Consider the following 20,263-nt stretch of genomic DNA (forward strand, 5'->3'; position numbering starts at 1 on the left):
ATGTTGCGCTTTCGGACCGCTTTCTTTTTGCTAGGCGCAGTGGCCCTGCTGACCGCCTGTCGTAGCCATAGCCAGCCTTCGGAAGCCTGGGTAGGCACCTGGGCCACCGCTCCCCAGCTTGTGGAACCCCATAACTTACCTCCACCGCCAGGATTAGCAGGCAATACGCTGCGGCAGGTTGTGCGCGTTTCCCTAGGTGGCCGTCGACTACGGGTTCGCTTTTCCAACGCGTATGGGAGTTCACCTTTGGTGCTGAAGGCTGCGCATCTGGCCCAATCCTTGGGGGGCAGCGCCATCGATCCAGCTACTGACCGCGCACTCACCTTCAATGGCCAAACTTCGGTGAGCATTCCAGCAGGTGAGCATGTGGTGTCTGATCCGATCGACTATCCGCTTCAGCCGCTATCCAACATCGCCATTACCCTGCACTTCGGCACTGTACCCGCTGAAATCACGGGCCATCCTGGGTCTCGAACAACTTCGTACCTGCAGTCAGGCTCAGCGGTCGATGCGCGGGAAATGCCTGAAGCTGTCACTTTTGAGCGCTGGTACGTGATCCATGCCATCGACGTTGTAGCTCCAGGGGCAGCCGCTGTGGTCACTTTAGGCAATTCGATTACCGACGGGCGCGGCTCAGGCACAAACAAGCAGAATCGCTGGCCTGACGAGCTCGCCCGTCGGCTGCAGGCGGATCCCCAAACGCGCCATATAGCGGTGCTAAACATGGGCATCGGGGGCAATTGCGTCCTACGCCAATGCCTGGGCCCCTCTGCCTTGGAGCGCTTCACACGCGACGTGCTCGATCAGCCTGGAGTGCGTTGGGTAATCGTTTTTGAAGGCATTAACGACATTGGGGGCGCTATGGGAGGGTTGGAAGGAGCCTTAGCTGTAGCCGATTCCTTGATCGCAGCCTACCGGTGGATGATCGAACAGGCCCACAACCGCGGCCTACGCATCTACGGGGCTACGCTCCTGCCTTTTGAGGGCGCTTTTTACTACACGCCAGAACGGGAGCTCGCCCGCCAGCGCGTGAACGCTTGGATCCGTTCCAGTAATGCTTTTGACGGCATCATTGACCTCGACGCAGCACTACGTGACCCAGAGCATCCCTCACGCTTGCATCCCAACTGGGATAGCGGCGACCATCTGCATCCGAACGAAGCAGGCCATCGCCGCATTGCCGAGACAGTAGACCTTCGGCTATTTATGGATTAACAGGACGCACGGCTCCATGAAGCTGCTACTCTTGGCTTTACTCTTGACAGCTACGCCAGCGGCAACGCTCCAGCCCGATGTGCTAGCCTCTCCTTATCCGTATGACTTTCGCGTGCTGGTTTTTTCGCGAACGTTGGGTTTTCGGCACAGCTCCATACCCACAGGCATCCAGACCCTTCAGGAGCTGGGCCAAGCACATCACTTTGAAGTCATAGCCACCGAAGACCCAGCGGTTTTTCGTGATGAGGTGCTGCAAAACTTTGAAGTGATCGTCTTTCTAAACACCACCGGCGACGTGCTCGATGCTGCGCAGCAGGCAGCCTTTGAACGGTTTATTCGCTCTGGGAAAGGCTTCGTAGGCATTCATGCAGCAGCCGACACAGAATACGACTGGCCCTTCTACAGCGGCCTTATCGGCGCCTACTTTGCTAGCCATCCAGCCGTTCAAACCGCCACCGTAAAGGTTATCGACCGCACACACCCCTCGACAGCCATGCTCCCCGCACGCTGGGTGCGTACCGACGAGTGGTACAACTTCCGTAGTAATCCCTACGGCAAGGTCCATGTGTTGGCCGTACTCGATGAAACCAGCTATAGCGGAGGTAGCATGGGCAGTGTGCATCCGATTGCTTGGTGCCAGGTATATGAAGGCGGGCGCTCTTGGTATACCGCTGGGGGACATACCGAAGCGGCCTACCAAGAGCCTTTGTTTCAGGCCCATCTCCTAGAAGGCATCCGTTGGGCTGCAGGACAGACGCCTGGCAATTGCGGCGCAACCGTGGAGCGCAACTTCGCGAAAATCGTCCTCGAAGACGAAGTAGATAACCCTATGGACCTTGAGGTCCTACCAGACGGGCGCCTGCTTTTCATTGAGCGCGGAGGCGATGTGCACTTGCATGACCCAACCACAGGACGCACAACGCTGGCTTTGCACTTAAACGTGTTTACGGGCAACGAAGATGGTCTGCTGGGCATTGCGCTTGACCCTCACTTTTTGGAAAACAACTGGGTTTATTTGTTCTATTCGCCTGCCACAGGCCCAGCACGCCAACAGGTTTCTCGCTTCACCTTCGACGGCACTTTGCTTGATGCGACCTCTGAAGTGGTACTGCTAGAAATTCCGACCCAACGGGAGCAGTGCTGCCACGCAGCTGGATCTATGGTGTTTGATCCGCAGGGAAACCTTTACATTGCTACCGGAGACAACACCAATCCCTTCGAATCGGACGGTTATGCTCCCATCGACGGGCGCCCGGGGCGCGCCGCCTGGGATGCCCGACGCACCGCAGGTAATCCCTTTGATCTACGCGGCAAAATCTTACGCATTCGTCCCCAGCCTGATGGGTCCTATACCATTCCAGAAGGCAATCTATTTAACGGCCAGGATGGTGCCCCTGAAGTTTACGTGATGGGGGTGCGCAACCCGTTCCGCATTGCCTTTGACCCTGTAAGCGCTATGCTCTACTGGGGCGATGTGGGACCAGACGCTTGGTCGGATAACCCTCGACGCGGGCCACGCGGCTATGATGAGTGGAACAGAACCAGCCGCGCAGGTAACTTCGGCTGGCCGTTTTGCATTGCCGACAACCAGCCGTACCTTGCCTACGATTTTGCCACTGGAAGCTCCGGCGCTCCTTTTGATTGCGCTGCGCCGGTCAACGATTCTCCCCATATACCTTATGGCCCGCTGCTATTGCCGCCTGCACAACCGGCCTGGATTTGGTATCCCTATGGCCCTTCCACAACCTTTCCTGAAATTCCCGACGGTACGGGACGCACGGCTCTGGCCGGACCTATCTACCGACGACCTGCACAGCCAGGACATGGAGCATTGCCTCCCTTTTACGAAGGGGTGGTATTTCTGCTGGAATGGTCTCGTTCTTACCTCTTAACAGCTCACCTCGACGAAAATGGCAACCTGCTGGCTATTTTGCCTTTTTTGCCTAGCATTCCCTGGAAACGCCCCATTGCCATGAAACAAGGTCCTGATGGGGCCCTTTACGTGATCGAGTGGGGAACGAGTTTCTGGGGCGGCAATCAGGATGCTCAGTTGGTCAAGCTGATTTACCAAGAAGGGGGCAGGGCTCCTGTCGTCCAAATCCAGGCAACACCCACTTCAGGTCCGCTACCGCTTGTCGTGCATTTCTCCAGCGCCGGCACCTATGATCCCGATGCAGAGGGTCCGCTAACGTACGCTTGGGACTTCACCGACGACGGCACCATCGACGCAACGACACCCGAAGCCACCTTTACGTATACCCAAGCAGGCACCTACGTTGCGCGGCTCATCGTAACCGATGCCTCTGGTTTAAGCAGCAATGCTACGGTTACCCTGATTGCTGGCAATACCCTACCGGAAATCACCATTGAAACACCTGTAGATGGGGGCATTTTCGACTGGGGCCAAGTTATTCCTTTTCGCGTGCGCGTGACCGATGCGGAAGATGGCACTACAGAAGACGGCACCATTGCCTGTGAAACGATTCTCGTGCAGCCCTTCCTAGGGCACGACGACCACAGCCATCCCCTAGAGCAGCTCTCGGGCTGTGAAGGCAGCTTTCAGACCGTAACCAGCCATGGCACCGAAGGCGACAATCTGTATTACTTGCTCCAAGTCACCTACACGGATCGTGGCAGTGAGCAGGCCGGCCCACTTACAGGATGGGCTGGGGTAAAACTGTACCCACGCCGCGTTGAAGCCGAACACGCTACCGAGCAAGTAGGTACCGTGCGTGCCTCAACCAGCGATCCCTTAGGCGGACGATACGATTTGGGGCAAATCGACCACGGCGACTACATCGCATTTTCGCCTATGAATCTCACAGGCATCTCTTTTGTGACCTTTCACGCGGCCTCAGCCAGTGAGGGCGGGCGCATTGAAGTGCGTGCCCAGCGCCTTAACGGTCCGTTACTTGGGACAGCCTACATCCCCCCAAGCGGCAGCTGGCAGACCTATACCGATGTTACCATCCCACTAGCGCCTTTTGACCAAACGACGACCCTGTACTTTGTTTTTCTCCGTAACCCTGGGAATACCGGACTGTTCAACCTCAACTGGATTCAGTTTCACGGCCCGGGCGTAACCCGTTCTGCTGTAACAAAGCAGGGGCTTAGAGCGCAGTATTTCACATCGCGCACGTTGAGTGGCCCAGCACGGGAGCGCCTTGATCCCCAGATCAGCTTTAACTGGGCCGCATACGGTCCTTTTCCAGACTTTCCGACAGACAGCTTCAGCGTTCGCTGGACGGGCTTTTTGGAGGTTGAACAAACCGACACCTATATCCTTATTGGTCAAAAAGACGATGGCTTACGCGTTTGGCTAAATGGGAATCTGGTCATTAACCGCTGGCAAGAGGGTCCCCAAGAAGTACGCTCGCAGCCCATTTTTCTGGAGGGTGGGCGGCGCTATCCGCTGACGGTCGAGTACTTTGAAGCTGCAGGACACGCCCGCGTGCGCCTCATGTGGCAAAGCGCCTCTATGCCGGCACAAACGATCCCTGAACGCCTCCTCTTTACAGACACTACAGGCACTACACAGCTCGAAAATGCTCCCTCCCCGACAGAAGAAGTAACGCTGCATTCGCCGTTTCCCAACCCATTTTCTGGCGCTGTTCAGCTTGGCTACACGCTGCCGCATGCGGCTGAAGTGCGTCTTTTTGTGTACGACCTTCTGGGCAGACGCGTGGCCGTGCTTCAAGAAGCATGGCAAGCAGCTGGGGTGCATCACCTGCAGTGGCGCCCCGAAGGTCAAGCCTCTGGTTTCTATATTGTTTGGTTAGAAGCTGCTGGCAAGGTCCGACGGCAGGCCGTGATGTATCTCCCTTGAGCTTACTGGGGATTCGCTTTTCAACCTGGGATCGTTGTATTTTTAGCGTTCAGGTATTGGATAGGAAACCGCAACGCGCATTTATGGAACGTCGTCGTTTTCTCAAAGACGCTGCCCTGGGTGCTATGGCTACGGCCATGCTCACCGGTTGCGGCAATCGGTCTGCTTCAGAAACAGGCGCTCCGGCTGTCCAAACGCAGCCGCGTTTGCGTTGGCGCCTAGCCTCAAGTTTCCCACGCGGACTAGATACCATCTTTGGTGCTGCCGAAGTGCTGGCTAAGCGTGTGCACGCGCTAACCGATGGCCGATTCGAGATTCGCGTGTACCCAGCCGGTGAGCTGGTGCCCGGCTTGCAGGTCTTTGATGCGGTTCAGAACGGGACTGTCCCTATGGGCCACACGGCCAGTTACTATTTTATTGGCAAGCATCCGGCGCTGGCCTTTGACTGTACGGTACCTTTTGGATTGACTGCGCGCCAGTACAATGCTTGGTTGCTCGAAGGGGGTGGGTTGGATTTACTACGCGAATTGTTTGCGGAATTTAACATCGTCAATTTGCCCGGGGGTAATACTGGTGCCCAGATGGGAGGTTGGTTTCGGCGAGAAATTCACAGCCTACGCGACCTGCGCGGGCTCAAAATGCGCATTCCCGGCATGGGAGGCCGTGTGATGAGTGAAATGGGCGTAGTTGTACAAGTGCTTGCCGGGGGCGAAATCTATCCAGCCCTTGAGCGCGGAGCCATCGATGCTGCCGAATGGTCTGGTCCCTACGACGACGAAAAATTAGGCTTTTATCAGATTGCTCCTTATTACTACTACCCCGGCTGGTGGGAGCCTGGCCCAGCGCTTACGTTTTATGTCAACCGGCAAGCCTGGGAGCGCCTGCCTACCTTCTACCGCGAAGTGCTTTGGACAGCGGCCCTCGAAGCAAGCCAGGTTATGCTGGCGCGCTACGATGCCCGTAATCCAGCTGCACTGGAGCGGCTACTGCAGGCAGGTGCCCAGCTTCGGCGCTTTCCAGAAGACCTGCTTCGCGAAGCTGCCCGCATCTCCGAAGCGTTCCTCGAGCAAGAGCGCGATCCGCTTTACCGCAAAATCTACGAGGCCTACCGCTCCTGGCGCGCGCAAAGTTATCGCTGGTTTGGCACTGCCGAGCTGGCTTATGCCCAGTTTGCCTTTCCCCAAGCTTAGCGGACTAGCCAGCCAACCATGTCGGGGAATAAGATGACCAGCAAAAGCCCTATAAGCTGGAGCACAATAAAAGGCAATGCACCGCGATAAATTTGCGCTGTGGTGAGCTCTGGCGGTGCCACTCCCCGAAGGTAAAACAGTGCAAAACCAAATGGCGGTGTTAGAAACGAAGTTTGCAGGTTCATCCCCACCATAACCCCGAACCACACCAAATCGACCCCCAACTCGCGAGCAGCAGGCACCAAAAGTGGCAAAATGATAAAGGCGATTTCAAAGAAATCAATAAAAAACCCAAGCACAAAGATAGCCAGATTCGCCACGACAAGAAATCCGATAACTCCCCCGGGCAAATTTGTCAGCAGCTCTTCGATCCAGATATCTCCATAAAGCCCATAAAAAACCAGCGAAAACGCCGTCGAGCCAATCAGCAGAAAAACTACCATTGTGGTTAGACGAGCAGTCTCGTCCATAGAAGCCCGCAGGGCCGCTAAGGTGAATCGCCGATTCAAGACAGCCAAAAGCAGGGCACCTACGGCTCCCAGGGCGCCGGCTTCGGTGGGCGTGGCAATACCGGCAAAAATGCTTCCGAGCACCAGTAGCATAAGCACCAGCGGCGGCAGCATAACCAGCACTACGCGACGGGCCAGGGTGCGCCCAGACACGTTGCGCACCGCACGAGGAAGTGCTGGCGCAGCCTTAGGACGAAGAAGCGCTATAGCTGCAGCATACAGGGCATATAGCCCGGCCAACATGAGGCCAGGGATGATTGCACCAAAAAACAAATTCCCTACCGACACCCCCAGCTGGTCAGCCAGCACCACAAGCACCACACTGGGTGGGATAATTTGCCCTAGCGTGCCCGAAGCTGCAATAATTCCAGCAGCCAGTTCTTTGGAATAGCCGTACCGTAACATGATAGGCAGGGAGATCATCCCCATGGCCACGACCGAGGCTCCTACCACACCGGTAGCTGCAGCCAGCAACGTGCCCACAAATACCACGGCCAGTGCCAGTCCACCCCGAAGCGGGCCAAAAAGCATCCCAATCGTCTGCAGCAGGTCTTCGGCCAAGCGGGAGCGCTCCAGTACCGTACCCATAAAAATGAAAAACGGAACTGCCAGCAGCACGTAGTTGGACATGATCCCAAAAGTGCGGTCAGGCAACGCTAGCAGCAAACTCCAGTCGAAATACCCCAATGCCACGCCCAGACCTGCAAACAACAGTGCCGTCCCTCCTAAGGCAAAAGCCACTGGATAGCCCGAAAAAATGAGCACCAGGGCTGTTACAAACATCAGCGGGGCTAGCCAATCGCCATTCATAGTTTGCCTAAGCCATCTTCATGTGTTTCTGGTTCGCTCTGGCGTAATCGTGCGATTTGATGAATCAAAAAGGAAAAGCCTTGCAGGGCCAGTAGCACAAACGCTATCGGTAGCATTGCTTTGAGCGGATAACGTGGCAATCCTCCTGGATCAGGCGATACTTCACGCACGGCCCAGGAATTGGCCACCCAGCCCCATGATACCCAAAGCATCAAGGCGCAGAAAGGCAGCAGAAAAAGCACTGTGCCCAATAGGTTGATCCATGCCCGACCGCGCGATGAAAACCGACTGAAAAATACATCCACCCGAACGTGTGCATCCCGCTGCAGCGCATAGGCCGCCCCTAGCAAAAAAATCAGACTAAAAAGGTACCACTGCAGCTCTAAATAAAAGTTTGAGCTGAGCCCCAGCCCTGTATATCGATCTAGGTAACGGGCTACGGCATTGTACGCGCCTAGAGCCACCATGAGCAGCACCAACCAATAGACCAGCTGACCAACAGCCGAGTTCAGCCGATCAATCGCGCGTGCAAGCTTTAACCACGTCTCCATAGGTGCATCTTGAAGGGTTAAGCCCATCCACAAGCCGAATGTAAAAAGGCCCCTGCGCCAAATGCAGAGGCCCTCTTCCTTTGTTTCGAGAAGCTATGGCTATGCAGCCGGCGCTTCCCAGGTGAGGATATCCTTTTCTGATTTAGGCCGCGTGCGCCACGTCTCTGCATCCGGCAGGGGGCCTTTCTTTTCCGTGATGTTATACCCCATTGCCTTCCACTGCTCGGCCAGATATCGATTCCATTCAATGTAGTGTGCCCATTCCTCGGGCACTTCATCTTCTGGGTAAATGGCTTCTACCGGACAGGTCGGCACGCACGCGTTGCAATCGATGCATTCGTCTGGATGAATCGCCAGGAAATTCGGCCCTTCATAAAAACAGTCGACTGGGCATACTTCGACGCAGTCGGTGTACTTGCAGTTGATGCAAGGTTCGCAGACGACGTACGGCATAAGGTTTCGCGCAATAAATGAACGTAAGGATCCGGGCGAAATATACGGTGTAAACAGGAAACCTCCCAAGTTTTTTTAGGAGGAGGCCCCAACTTTTGATCCCGGTAACCTTTGCGGTGGTTGGCTTTTTTTGTTTATTTGTAACGACGATCTGTCCTTTACAGCCATGAAAGAAACGCTTCGGACCATAGCGCTGATCGCGCATGATGGCAAAAAGGCCGACATGGTGGCCTTTGCCATGCAACACAAGGACCTTCTGGCCCGCTTTGAGTTGGTAGGGACCGGCACCACCGGCAAACTGCTAGAAGAAAAAGTTGGGCTCAAGGTGCGTCGATTTCTTTCCGGGCCACTGGGCGGCGACGTGCAGATTGCCGCGCGTGTGGTGACCGGCGACATCGATGCGGTGTTCTTTTTTGTAGATCCCTTAGATAAACATCCGCACGACCCTGATATCCAGACGCTCCTGCGCGCTTGCAATGTGCACAATGTGCCGCTGGCGACCAATCCAGCCACAGCCCATTACATCCTGACCAGTCAGGCACTGCAAAGCGTCGAAACAAGCCCTGCGGACGAGTCAGCGTCCTAAGTCGTCAAACAGCGTAGGCATGCGGGCTGGGGGTTCCAGGCCAAAGTGCTGATAGGCCCGAGCTGTAGCCACGCGTCCGCGTGGTGTACGCTCCAAAAAGCCTTCCTGGATCAGGTAAGGTTCATAGACCTCTTCCAGCGTACCTGGGTCTTCACCTACCGAAACCGCCAGGGTACCCAGCCCGGTAGGTCCACCGCCAAATTTCTCGATGAGCGTGCGCAGCAGCCGCACGTCCATTTCGTCCAAGCCAGCTTCATCCACTTCTAAGGCCTCAAGTGCCAAACGGGCTACCTCACGCGTGATGCGGCCGTCCCCTTTGACTTCAGCAAAGTCGCGCGTGCGTCGCAAAAGTCGGTTGGCAATGCGGGGTGTGCCCCGGCTCCGGCGGGCAATTTCAAAAGCTCCTTCTTCATCAATCGAAATCCCTAAAATGCGTGCCGAGCGCAAAACGATTTGCAAGAGCTCTTCGGTTTGGTAGTAATCATAACGAAACTCAATGCCAAAACGCGCGCGCAGCGGTGCTGTCAAAAGCCCTTTACGCGTCGTTGCGCCAATAAGCGTAAAAGGTGGCAGTCGAAGCTTCACGCTGCGCGCATTCGGACCACTGTCGATCAATATATCGATCCGATAATCCTCCATCGCCGAGTACAGGTACTCCTCCACCACAGGACTTAGGCGATGAATCTCATCAATAAACAGCACATCTCCTTCGTTGAGATTGGTCAATAGCCCCGCAATATCGGCGGGCTTTTCCAGTACAGGACCACTCGTGGTGCGCAAGCGCGCCCCCATTTCTTCAGCAATAATCCAGGCCAGGGTCGTCTTTCCTAAACCCGGAGGGCCCGAGAGTAGTACATGGTCCAGGACTTCACCTCGTTGCAGCGCAGCGGTGATGAACACCTGTAAGTTATCTTTAATTTTCTTTTGGCCGATAAATTCTGCTAGGCGACGCGGCCGAAGCGCCTTTTCGTAATCCTCTTCGGCGCGCTGCGGCAACGGGTGCAGGAGTCCGCTTCGCTCAGGCATAGGGGTATAAGCGCTTTAGCCTATGAAATTAAACCTTTGATGAACCCAATGCGTTGACAAAACGCACAGGGGATACTACGTTACAGGCATTATGTTTGCTGTAGACCACATTCTCATCTCGGATGGCCTGCTTCGGGCGCCGTTTGCCTGCCAGCTCCAGGCCTGCCGGGGAGCCTGTTGCGTGCAGGGCGAAGGCGGAGCCCCTCTGGAGCCGGGCGAGCGACGCGTGTTGGAAAGTCTGCTGCCAGAGCTGTGGCAGGACCTTCGGCCTGAGGCGCAAGCTGTTATCACCCAACGGGGTCCCTGGCAAAAAGTAGGGACAGATCGCTATGCAACCACTTGTGTGGACGATGGCGCCTGTGTGTTTGTGGTCTATGAAGATGCCATTGCCCGCTGCGCTATCCAACGGGCTTATAGCCAAGGCCGCATTGACTTCCCCAAGCCAATTTCCTGCCACCTGTATCCGCTTCGGGTGGAACGGCAAAAGGGGGTAGAAATTCTCCGTTATGAAGAAATTCCCCTATGTGACCCTGCACGGCAACATGGTGCGCACTGCGGCATAGAGCTTATTGACTTTCTGGAAACACCACTCACGCGCTGCTATGGCGCATCGTGGTATGTCCGCTTCCGAGCCGCTTGGGCTGAACGCCGACAGACCTTAGGTTTGGTCCCGTAACACAGCAGAGAGGAACCGTGCCATGCTGAAGCTCAAGCAAGAACAAAAGCTGCAGCAAAAACTTTCGCCGCAGCAAATCCAGTACATCAAGCTGCTGCAGCTGCCTACGCTGGCGCTCGAGCAACGCATTAAGGCTGAACTGGAATCCAACCCGCTTTTAGAAGAAGGGCCGGAAGACGAAGAGGCACCCCTGGAGGAGGGTTTGGCTGAACCTGCTGAAGCTACAGCTGCCTCTGAGGTAAGCGGAGAAGCAACCCCTGCAGCGGAAACTTCCGGATCGACCGAAGCAACCACCTCAACCCCTGAAGAAGAGGTCGATTGGGAGGAACTCTTTAACAATGTCGACGACCTCTACGGCTATAAAGCCCGCGTGGACCGTAGCGACGAAGAAGAGGAGCGGCGTGAGCTTCCCCTACCAGCACGCCCTTCCATGGCCGAATATCTGCGCGAACAACTGGTACTGCTGAAGCTCAACGAAACCGAACAGCTTATTGCTGAACAAATCATTGGGTCAATCGACGAGGACGGCTACCTGCACCGCTCGCTTGAATCTATTGTCGATGACCTTATCTTCAGCCATGGCGTTAGCGTGACCGAAGCCGACGTGGAGCGTGTGCTCAAACAAATCCAACGCCTCGACCCCGTCGGCATTGCCGCACGTGACCTGCGCGAGTGCCTAATCGTGCAACTCGAAGTGCTACCTGAAGACACCCCTGGCCGCAGCGTAGCCCTCCGTATGCTTCAGGAAGCGTTTAAGGACTTCACCATGAAGCACTTCGAGGCGCTTAAACGCAAACTCAAAGTTTCCGAAGCAGAATTAAAAGAGGCCTATCATCTGATCCAGCACCTTAACCCTAAACCCGGAGAAGGCGACCTTAGTCCGCAGCAAAATTATATCATCCCCGACTTTACGGTAACCTACGAGGATGGAGCGTTCATCATCACGCTTAACAGCCGCAACGCACCTCAACTCCGCATTTCACGCCGCTACCGCCAGATGCTCGAACAGATGCTGGCAGAAAAAAAACGCGGCAAGCCGCACAGCAGCTTCGACGAAGAAACCCGCGCCTTCCTCAAAAACAAGCTGGAGTCGGCCCGCTGGTTTATCAACTCCATCAACCAGCGCCGCCAAACGATGTTTAAGGTGATGAAAGCCATTGTGGAACTGCAAGAGGATTTCTTCAAGTACGGGGAAGGCCACCTCAAACCCATGATCCTCAAGGATGTGGCCGACCGCATCGGAATGGACCTCTCAACAGTTAGCCGTGTGGTCAACGGGAAGTATGTGCAAACAGACTTTGGCGTCTACGAGCTCAAGTATTTCTTCTCTGAAGGATTGCCTACCGAAAGTGGCGAAGAAGTCTCTAACAAAGAGGTCAAAGCCCTCATCCAACGCATGATCGAGGAGGAAGACAAGCGGAACCCGCTCTCCGATCAGCGCATTGCTGAGCTCCTCGAGCAGCAAGGCTTTAAGATTGCCCGTCGCACCGTTACCAAGTATCGCGAGCAGCTGGGCATACCTGTAGCCCGCTTGCGGCGAGAGATCGTACTGGACGGCGAAGCGTCTTCTTAACGACTAAGACCACTTCTCTAAGAAACGCACTTCCATCGGCGCTTTTTGAAGACTAATCGTAACTGTTGTACCCTGCCCTGGCCGACTTTCGATACGTAGTCCCCCTGCCATCAATTCAAGCAGTCGATGGGCAACGGTCAGGCCAATCCCCGCCCCTTCGTGCGAACGTCCTAATCCCGTAGACCCTTGCTCGAACGCCCGAAGCAACCGCTCCAGCAAGGCAGCATCAATACCAGGACCGCTATCCTGCACCTCAAGCTCCAGACGGTCTTCTTGCGTCTTTAGCGCAAGGTGTATCCGCCCTTGAGCAGTAAATTTGATCGCATTTTCGAGTACGTTATAACACACCGTGTGCAACGCTTCGGGATCGGCATACACGTAGACAGGGGCACTTGGACAAGCACACGTCAGGTCCAAGCCCTTTGCTTCGGCTTCTGCCTTGAGCGCTTGCAGCACTTCATGCATTATCTCCCTGAGATCCACCAGACTGGGCTTTAGGCGCAGCCGATCCGCTTCCATGCGGGCCAAAAGCAGCAGGTTGGTTAACAAATGCAACAGGCGTTGCCCGCTATGCTCAATGATATGCACAAACTCTCGCAAGGAGGGGGGAGCTTCTTCATGCAAGATTTGGGCAGCACCTAGAATGCCGGCCAGCGGCGTCCGCAACTCGTGGTGCATGTTGGCCAATAGCGCATTGCGGAACTGCAGGGCAGCTTCGGCTTGAGCCCGTGCTTCGTCTAGGGCCCGCTGCCGCTCCATGAGCGTACGCATCACCAAATATAGGGTAATCCCAATACCGGTGAGCACGCTAATAAGCATTACGCGGGAGATCCCGGGGTCCGCTATCCAAATACTGCCTAAGGCTATTCCAAGCCACCCAGCCCCAAGATAAACTCCCAAGGGTTCAGGCCGCTGCAACCCCAGTCCATAAACTACACCTGTGGCCGCATATACCAGCAAATACCCAACCACATAGTTCGGCGACAGGCGATTGGTTAAGGTCAGCAAGCCAAACCACAAAAGCAGCACCCATAGAATGCCTGAAACCACAAGCACCAGGTGTGTACGAATCCACCCTATTCGGTACGAAAGGCCTACAACAGCCAACGTACCACCGCCGATGCACAGCCGTATCCAGAGTGGATCCCAAGCCGATGGCTCTAGACTACGGTGTACAAATCCAAACCCCACCACCATGAAAGCCACTATTACCCCTAAAACGCGGTAAATTCGAAGCAATCCGGCAGGAGGTTCTAACCGATACGCTGGCCCCAGTGCAGTTTCCATATCATTACGGTCTGTTCTCAGGAAGTATCGACGCTATGCAGGAAAAAACTTAGGCGCTCTATGCGGTAACTTGTGTGCCTCATCAACGTACCTTTGAGTAGACAACTTGGCATTCCTGAACGAGAAAATAGAGTTTGGCGCAAAATTTGTTGAACACAACATGAAGAAAAATGACCAACCTGCTTTCCTCATGCGTACTACACGACGTAGACGAGACTCAGCGCTGGCTAAACTGTTTACGTACTACGTAGCTGGCCAAATTGGCGAAGAGCAATGGAGGCAGCTTTCCCGCCTGCTGGATGCCCGCAATACCACACGAGAGGAACGGGAAGCGCTGGCGACTTTTTACACCGACCTGTTGCGGGACCGTCCGCCGGCTGAACTGCGCATTCCTCGACCCAAGGAATTCCGGGATCTCATGGCTTTAGTGCATCCAAAGTAATTTTTCTTATAAGCTGCACTTTAAGCCGAACCTGCATGGCGGGTTCGGCTTTCTTTTTAGGCTTAAATATCCACTGCGTATGTATGATGAAGCTTCCTGAAAGCGCTTTGATCTGCGAAGTCGGGCCGCGCGACGGCTTCCAGTATGAAACAAAGTGGATTCCGACCGAACGAAAGCTGGCTGTGATTCAGCGGCTGCTTGAGGCTGGGGTGCGGCGCATCCAAATTACCTCGTTCGTCCATCCTAAGTGGGTACCGCAAATGGCCGATGCAGAGGAAATCTGCCGTCACCTGCCACAGCGAGACGATGTGATTTTTTCCGGGCTGGCTCTTAACCAGAAAGGCGTTGAGCGCGCGCATGCCGCTGGGCTCCGCTACATTGATCTCTCTATTGCAACCCATGACGAACACAGCCTGGCCAATGCGAACATGACCGTAGCAGAGGCCGTCCGGCAGGCCGAAGCAATGGTTCGCCTGGCCCATCACTACGACATGCAGCCCCAGCTGGGGTTGCAAACGGTGTTTGGCTATCGCAAACCGGGCGACACGCCGCTGGCACGCGTGCGCGAACTGGCCCGGCGTTTTGTCGATCTGGGTCTGGAGTCGTTTTCGCTGGCCGATACTACAGGTATGGCCCATCCGCTGCGCATCCAAGAATATGTGCAGGCCGTTCAGGAGGAAATTGGCGACACGCCACTGGTGCTGCACCTACACGACACGCGCGGCCTGGGCTTGGCCAATGTATTGGCTGCACTTCAGTGCGGTGTTAGGCGCTTTGACACGTCGGTAGGTGGCCTGGGCGGCTGTCCGTTTATTCCTGGTGCCACGGGCAACATCGCTACCGAAGACACTGTCTATTTGCTCGAGGCTATGGGCGTGCGCACAGGCATCGATTACCACAAGGTGGCCGAGCTTGCCCTTGAGCTAGAAACCTTTTTGGGCAAACTGCTGCCCAGCCGCCAAGCGCGTTTGCTAGCCCGCCAGCGTGACCTAGCGTCCCAGGCTCACACCGCATAAGCTTCAACGGGTGGGCAGGCGCACATCAGGTTGCGATCGCCGTAGGCCTCATCGACACGCCGCACAGCAGGCCAAAACTTGCGCGTACGCGTCCAAGGCGCCGGGAAAGCAGCCTTCTCCCGTCCATAGGGCATCTCCCAATGATCTGAAGCCACCATAGCCGCCGTGTGTGGCGCCTGTTTGAGCACGTTGTGCTCTGGATCGGCCCATCCAGTAAGCACTTCCTCAATCTCAGCCCGAATGCGGCGCAGCGCTTCGCAGAAGCGATCCAGCTCTTCCTTTGACTCACTTTCGGTGGGTTCAATCATCATCGTCCCGGCTACAGGAAACGAGACGGTGGGCGCATGGAAGCCATAGTCGATCAGGCGCTTCGCCACGTCGATTTCCGTAATGCCTTGCCTGCGGAAGGGACGTAGGTCTAGAATAAACTCATGTGCCACGCGCCCATTGGGCCCTCGGTAAAGAATCTCAAAGGCGTGCTCAAGTTGTTGGGCTAGGTAATTCGCGTTTAGGATGGCCACAGCAGAAGCACGGCGTAACCCTTCGGCACCCATGAGGGCAATATAGGCCCAAGAAATAAGCAGAATGCTTGCGCTGCCAAAAGGCGTAGCGGCCACGGGCCCAATGGCCTGAGAGCCTCCTGTGGGGATGACCGGATGGCTGGGCAAGAAAGGCTTTAGGTGTTCAGCTACGCAGACCGGACCTGCACCTGGCCCTCCGCCACCATGGGGAATGGCAAAGGTTTTATGCAGGTTCAAGTGGCACAGGTCTGCACCGTACTCCGCGGGTCGACACAGCCCTACCTGTGCGTTCATATTGGCCCCGTCTAGGTAAACCTGCCCGCCACAGGCATGTACGATGTCGCAAATCTCTCGAATATGCGGCTCAAAGACCCCGTGGGTTGAAGGATAGGTCACCATGAGCGCAGCCAGCCGATCTCGATGGGCCTCAGCTTTGGCCTGCAAGTCGTTAAGGTCGATATTGCCGTTTTCGTCGCACTGCACCACGACCACCTCCATGCCAGCCATGACCGCACTGGCGGGGTTTGTGCCGTGTGCTGAGGCTGGAATCAAACACACCTTGCGGTGTCCTTCCCCCCGGCTTTGGTGATAGGCCCGGATGATCAGCAATCCGGTGTACTCACCTGCTGCACCGGAGTTGGGCTGGAAGGTAACAGCGGCAAAGCCGGTGATGTCTTTGAGCCACTGCTCCAGCTGATCGAGCATTTCGCGATAGCCTTGCACTTGGTCCAGCGGGGCAAACGGATGCACCCGCATGAACGCTGGCCAGCTCAGCGGCATCAGCTCTGCAGCAGCATTGAGCTTCATTGTGCACGAGCCCAAAGGAATCATGCTGTGCACAAGCGATAGATCGCGGCTGGCCAGGTGGTGCAGGTAGCGCATGAGCTCGGTTTCGGAGTGGTAGCGTTGAAAGACCGGATGGGTCAGGTACGGCGAGGTGCGCGCCAGGGGTCCCTGGTAACCTGACTCCATGGTTGTGGCCAACGCGGCAGCGGTAAATGCCCGAGGCTGGCCAAGCGCAAAAACTTCTAGCAGCGTTTCTAGCTCTTCAGCGGTGGTCGCTTCATCGAGCGATAGACCCACGCTACCATCCTCGTAGTAGCGCAGGTTGATGCGTCGTGCCAGGGCTGCTTCGCGAATGCGCGCAGCCTCAGCAGGGGTCGTGTCCAGGCGCAATGTGTCAAAAAAGTGCTTGTGGCGTAGCCGGTAACCTAGGCGCTCCAGGCCAGCTGCCAGCACACGGGTCAGATTGTGAATGCGCTCGGCAATGCGGCGCAGTCCCTCAGGGCCGTGGTAGATGGCATAAAAACTGGCCATAATAGCAGGCAACACCTGGGCCGTGCAGATGTTTGAGGTAGCCTTGTCCCGGCGAATGTGTTGCTCACGCGTTTGCAATGCCATGCGCAGCGCCAGATGTCCATCGGCATCGCGCGAAACACCAATAATGCGACCAGGCACCTGGCGTTTAAAAGCATCGCGCGTAGCAAAATAGGCGGCGTGCGGTCCGCCATAACCCATCGGCATACCGAAACGCTGCGTGCTGCCTACAGCCACGTCGGCCCCGAACTCCCCCGGAGGCATCAGTAGGGTTAGGCTTAGCAGGTCGGCGGCCACGACAACGTAAGCACCAGCCGCATGGACTTGTGCACAATAGTCTCGGTAATCGTAAATCGCTCCGTCGGTGGCCGGGTACTGCAGCAACACACCCAAAAGCTCAGGACCAGGCGTGAACGCTCGATGATCGCCCACCACAATCCGAACGCCCAGGGGCTCAGCCCGTGTGGCCACCACCGCAATGGTTTGCGGATGGCAGGTTTCGGAGATAAAAAAAGTGTTTCGGCCTGGATCTGTGGTCAACCGGCGCAGCATCATCATCGCCTCAGCAGCAGCTGTCGCCTCATCAAGCAGCGAAGCATTGGCTAGCTCCAGCCCTGTGAGATCGATGATCATGGTTTGGAAATTTAAAAGCGCTTCCAATCGACCTTGTGCAATCTCAGCCTGATAGGGCGTATACGCGGTATACCAGGCTGGATTTTCGAGCACATTTCGCTGAATCACCGGTGGGGTGACCGTGTCGTAATAACCCATTCCGATAAAAGAACGAAACGGCGCATTTTTCGCCGCTAACCGCTCAAGTTTTTCCAATAGCGCGGCCTCACTACATGCAGGTGGAATCTGCAAGGCATGCCGCGTACGAATCGGCTCCGGGATGGTCTCGTCAATCAGTGCTTCCAGGGAAGTCAGCCCTAGCGCCTGAAGCATTTGTTGGATTTCTGCCTCTGAAGGCCCAATATGCCGATCGGCAAACCGGTCTGTAGGAGATAAATCAATCGCCATGAGCTCGTATTGCTTAAGCTGCTGAACCAACTGCGCTGCATAAATGCCAAGCGCTCGCGCAAGTTCAAGATTGGCGGATTCTTCAGATGCCTGAAGGCACTTGCATCCCCATCTTGAGGTAAAGAGCTGTCCTTCAACACAAGGGCATGAAGCAGTTGGCCCCATGAGCACAACCACCCACGTTCCCCCTGCACTGCGGGGTACCGATCCCGATTCTTTTGCGCAACAGACGGTTCGGGTGCGCTGGCCCAAAATCGTAGCGCAAACCATTGCAGAAAATACATTCCCCCAAGCTGTTGTAGCGCGGCTTTGGGCCCTGCATCGCGAGCTGCCCGACGGTCCTATTCGGCCCCTTGAGGATCCTGGAGCACCTGACGTGTCGCTTTGGGCAGCATGGATTGCGCCATTTTTAAATGAAACGTGGGCTTCTGCTCCCTGGCTATTTGCAGAGCATTATCTCTACCGTCGCATTCTAGAGGCCACAGGGTATTTTCAACCCGGGCCAACCTATCAGCTAGATCCCTTCCGGAAACAAAAAACCGCGACGCTGACCGAATCGGGCGACGCTGTTTGTGCGCTAGCGCAACAGGCCAATCAGTGCGCTGCGCATGCGGAAGCAGCCCGAAGGCAGCTTCCACAGCTTTTGCGTACGGCGCTTTGGGGAAATCAAATGGACCTAAGCATGTGGTCGGTAACGGAAGCACCTAGCCATCTGGGGACCGACCGTGAAACAGCCCACCTTTTGGCTGACGATACCCACGCAGTAGTCGCCTACCTAGAGGCTGTTGCACCAATCCGCATTGACCTCCTAGCCGACAATGCTGGCTTCGAGCTGCTTTGCGACCTCCTCCTTGTCGATGGCCTGCTCGCAGCAGGCTACGCCCGCGAAGTGGTATTGCATCTCAAGGCGCACCCCACGTTTGTTTCCGACGCTTTGATTGCCGACGTGCTGGAGACACTGGACGTCCTGGCAGCGCATCCCCATACTGCACCCCGCCAATTGGCCGAACGATTGCGGACCTATTTAGCTTGTGGACAAATGCGGTTAGCAGACAGTTTTGCTTGGAACTGTCCGCTGCCAATGCGTCAGTTTCCTCCCCTAGCGATCGCCGATTTAGCCCGTTCTGGACTCGTCATCGCTAAAGGCGACGCGAACTACCGCCGCCTGGTCGACGATGCCCACTGGCCGTTTACCCTTCCTTTTAGCGAAGTTGTCGCTTACTTTCCCACGCCTTTACTGGCCTTGCGTACCCTTAAGGCCGAGGTAGTTGTCGGTCTGTCCGAGGCACGCCTTCAGGAGGTGCAAGCGCAGGATCCGGAATGGATGATCAACGGTCACTGGGGCGTGATCCAGTTTTATTGCCCGTAGTCCTGCGGGTTTTCTGCAGCCTGCAGGTAGGCTAAAGCCGCTCGTGCAGCCTGTTGTTCTGCCAGCTTTTTGCTTCGGGCAATTCCACGCCCCAGCTGGCGATCGCCAATCCAGGCTTCAACGATGAACGTGCGTGCATGGCTGGGCCCTTCTTCGGCTACCACCTGGTAGCGTGGTTGTGGCCAGCCCCGGGCCTGGGCAAATTCGAGCAATAAGCTTTTGTAGTTGTCTGAGCGCCGTGCTAGCGCTTCTAAGTCATACGAGGCCAGCAGTACGCGTTCAACAAAAGCGCGCGCTGCTTCAAGCCCTAAATCGAGGTACAGCGCGCCGATTAAAGCTTCAAAGGCATCGGCCAAAATAGATGGATTGTCCTGGCCACCGACGTGTTGCACGTCTTCACTAAGGCGCAGGTAGGCGCCTAGCTGCAGGCTCCGGGCTGCTTTGGCTAAGGCTTCCTGATTGACCAGTTTGGCTCGCAAGCGCGTTAGAAATCCCTCGTCGCGGTCAGGAAAGCGTTCATACAAATAGGCAGCTACAACAAAACCCAGCACGGCATCCCCCAGAAATTCCAGTCGTTCGTTGGAGTACAAATAGCTACCGGGCTCTCCGCGAAAAAGGCTGCGATGCGTTAGGGCCTGCTCATAAAGGGGGACGTTCTGTACAGGAAGCCCGGTTAGTTGTCGAAACTGCTCACGTGTCCTGTCTAGGATCGGGTTAGGGGCTGCTGCAGTTTGGATGCCCCGAAGCCACTGTTGCAGTCGTTCCAGCCAGTACGCCATACAACGTGCAGATTACCGCCACACCAATAGCAAAATACAGCCCCTATAGCAAAAATTCTGTAACACGCACTTCCTTTAAGAAACTTTATGATCATCT

General features: G+C 55.8%; 16 protein-coding genes. 9 read left to right on the forward strand and 7 right to left on the reverse strand.

Annotated features, from left to right (window positions below):
- The 3 genes from J8E65_RS01245 (at window position 1) to J8E65_RS01255 (ending at window position 6,231) form a co-directional block, all read left to right on the forward strand.
- The gene (locus J8E65_RS01245; protein WP_210373582.1) at window positions 1-1,215 is read left to right on the forward strand and encodes an SGNH/GDSL hydrolase family protein; all 1,215 of its coding nucleotides are present in this window, start codon (window positions 1-3) and stop codon (window positions 1,213-1,215) included.
- A 16-nt stretch (window positions 1,216-1,231) separates the two neighbouring features.
- Entirely contained in the window at window positions 1,232-5,041 is a 3,810-nt protein-coding gene (locus tag J8E65_RS01250) for a ThuA domain-containing protein (protein ID WP_210373583.1), read from the forward strand.
- A gap of 83 nt (window positions 5,042-5,124) precedes the next feature.
- The gene (locus J8E65_RS01255; RefSeq protein WP_210373584.1) at window positions 5,125-6,231 is read left to right on the forward strand and encodes a TRAP transporter substrate-binding protein; all 1,107 of its coding nucleotides are present in this window, start codon (window positions 5,125-5,127) and stop codon (window positions 6,229-6,231) included.
- On the opposite strand, the gene J8E65_RS01260 is transcribed toward J8E65_RS01255, so the two are convergent.
- The 3 genes from J8E65_RS01260 to fdxA all read right to left on the reverse strand — a co-directional run bounded on the left by J8E65_RS01260 (window position 6,228) and on the right by fdxA (window position 8,554).
- Window positions 6,228-7,550: a TRAP transporter large permease gene (locus J8E65_RS01260; protein ID WP_210373585.1), complete on the reverse strand. Its 1,323-nt coding sequence runs from the start codon at window positions 7,548-7,550 to the stop codon at window positions 6,228-6,230. The genes J8E65_RS01255 and J8E65_RS01260 overlap by 4 nt on opposite strands.
- Entirely contained in the window at window positions 7,547-8,101 is a 555-nt protein-coding gene (locus J8E65_RS01265) for a TRAP transporter small permease subunit (protein WP_210373586.1), read from the reverse strand. Before J8E65_RS01265 ends, J8E65_RS01260 begins: the two co-directional genes overlap by 4 nt.
- A 99-nt stretch (window positions 8,102-8,200) precedes the next feature.
- Window positions 8,201-8,554 carry a ferredoxin FdxA gene (fdxA, locus tag J8E65_RS01270; RefSeq protein ID WP_210373587.1) on the reverse strand — a complete coding sequence of 118 codons (354 nt, stop codon included), beginning with the start codon at window positions 8,552-8,554 and terminating at the stop codon, window positions 8,201-8,203.
- 166 nt (window positions 8,555-8,720) lie between these two features.
- Here fdxA and J8E65_RS01275 point away from each other — a divergent pair, with 166 nt between their 5' ends.
- The gene (locus tag J8E65_RS01275) at window positions 8,721-9,140 is read left to right on the forward strand and encodes a methylglyoxal synthase (protein WP_210373588.1); all 420 of its coding nucleotides are present in this window, start codon (window positions 8,721-8,723) and stop codon (window positions 9,138-9,140) included.
- Here the strand turns inward: J8E65_RS01275 and ruvB are convergent.
- On the reverse strand, window positions 9,129-10,166 hold the full coding sequence (gene ruvB, locus J8E65_RS01280) for a Holliday junction branch migration DNA helicase RuvB (protein ID WP_210373589.1): 1,038 nt from the start codon (window positions 10,164-10,166) through the stop codon (window positions 9,129-9,131). The two genes, J8E65_RS01275 and ruvB, sit on opposite strands and share 12 nt — an antisense overlap.
- 91 nt (window positions 10,167-10,257) lie before the next feature.
- Between ruvB and J8E65_RS01285 the strand changes: the two genes are divergently transcribed.
- Together J8E65_RS01285 and rpoN are read left to right on the forward strand one after the other, a co-directional pair.
- Window positions 10,258-10,842 carry a DUF3109 family protein gene (locus J8E65_RS01285; RefSeq protein ID WP_210373590.1) on the forward strand — a complete coding sequence of 195 codons (585 nt, stop codon included), beginning with the start codon at window positions 10,258-10,260 and terminating at the stop codon, window positions 10,840-10,842.
- Window positions 10,843-10,864: 22 nt separating this feature from the next.
- Entirely contained in the window at window positions 10,865-12,415 is a 1,551-nt protein-coding gene (gene rpoN / locus J8E65_RS01290; RefSeq protein WP_210373591.1) for an RNA polymerase factor sigma-54, read from the forward strand.
- Window positions 12,416-12,418: 3 nt separating this feature from the next.
- On the opposite strand, the gene J8E65_RS01295 is transcribed toward rpoN, so the two are convergent.
- Window positions 12,419-13,702: a sensor histidine kinase gene (locus J8E65_RS01295; RefSeq protein ID WP_210373592.1), complete on the reverse strand. Its 1,284-nt coding sequence runs from the start codon at window positions 13,700-13,702 to the stop codon at window positions 12,419-12,421.
- Window positions 13,703-13,892: 190 nt separating this feature from the next.
- Between J8E65_RS01295 and J8E65_RS01300 the strand changes: the two genes are divergently transcribed.
- Both J8E65_RS01300 and J8E65_RS01305 read left to right on the forward strand, forming a co-directional pair.
- Entirely contained in the window at window positions 13,893-14,144 is a 252-nt protein-coding gene (locus J8E65_RS01300) for a hypothetical protein (RefSeq protein WP_210373593.1), read from the forward strand.
- A gap of 83 nt (window positions 14,145-14,227) precedes the next feature.
- Window positions 14,228-15,160, forward strand: coding sequence for a hydroxymethylglutaryl-CoA lyase (locus J8E65_RS01305; RefSeq protein ID WP_237181504.1), 933 nt, complete (start codon window positions 14,228-14,230; stop codon window positions 15,158-15,160).
- On the opposite strand, the gene gcvP is transcribed toward J8E65_RS01305, so the two are convergent.
- Window positions 15,148-18,018: an aminomethyl-transferring glycine dehydrogenase gene (gene gcvP / locus J8E65_RS01310; RefSeq protein ID WP_210373594.1), complete on the reverse strand. Its 2,871-nt coding sequence runs from the start codon at window positions 18,016-18,018 to the stop codon at window positions 15,148-15,150. The two genes, J8E65_RS01305 and gcvP, sit on opposite strands and share 13 nt — an antisense overlap.
- Before the next feature lie 163 nt (window positions 18,019-18,181).
- Between gcvP and J8E65_RS01315 the strand changes: the two genes are divergently transcribed.
- A complete protein-coding gene (locus tag J8E65_RS01315; protein ID WP_210373595.1) occupies window positions 18,182-19,387 on the forward strand; it encodes a damage-control phosphatase ARMT1 family protein in 1,206 nt (401 codons plus the stop codon).
- Here J8E65_RS01315 and rnc read toward each other — a convergent pair.
- Window positions 19,375-20,166, reverse strand: a complete 792-nt coding sequence (gene rnc / locus J8E65_RS01320; protein WP_210373596.1) for a ribonuclease III — start codon at window positions 20,164-20,166, stop codon at window positions 19,375-19,377. The genes J8E65_RS01315 and rnc overlap by 13 nt on opposite strands.
- Window positions 20,167-20,263 lie beyond the last annotated feature (97 nt).

This window comes from Rhodothermus bifroesti (assembly GCF_017908595.1).
GTDB lineage: Bacteria > Bacteroidota > Rhodothermia > Rhodothermales > Rhodothermaceae > Rhodothermus > Rhodothermus bifroesti.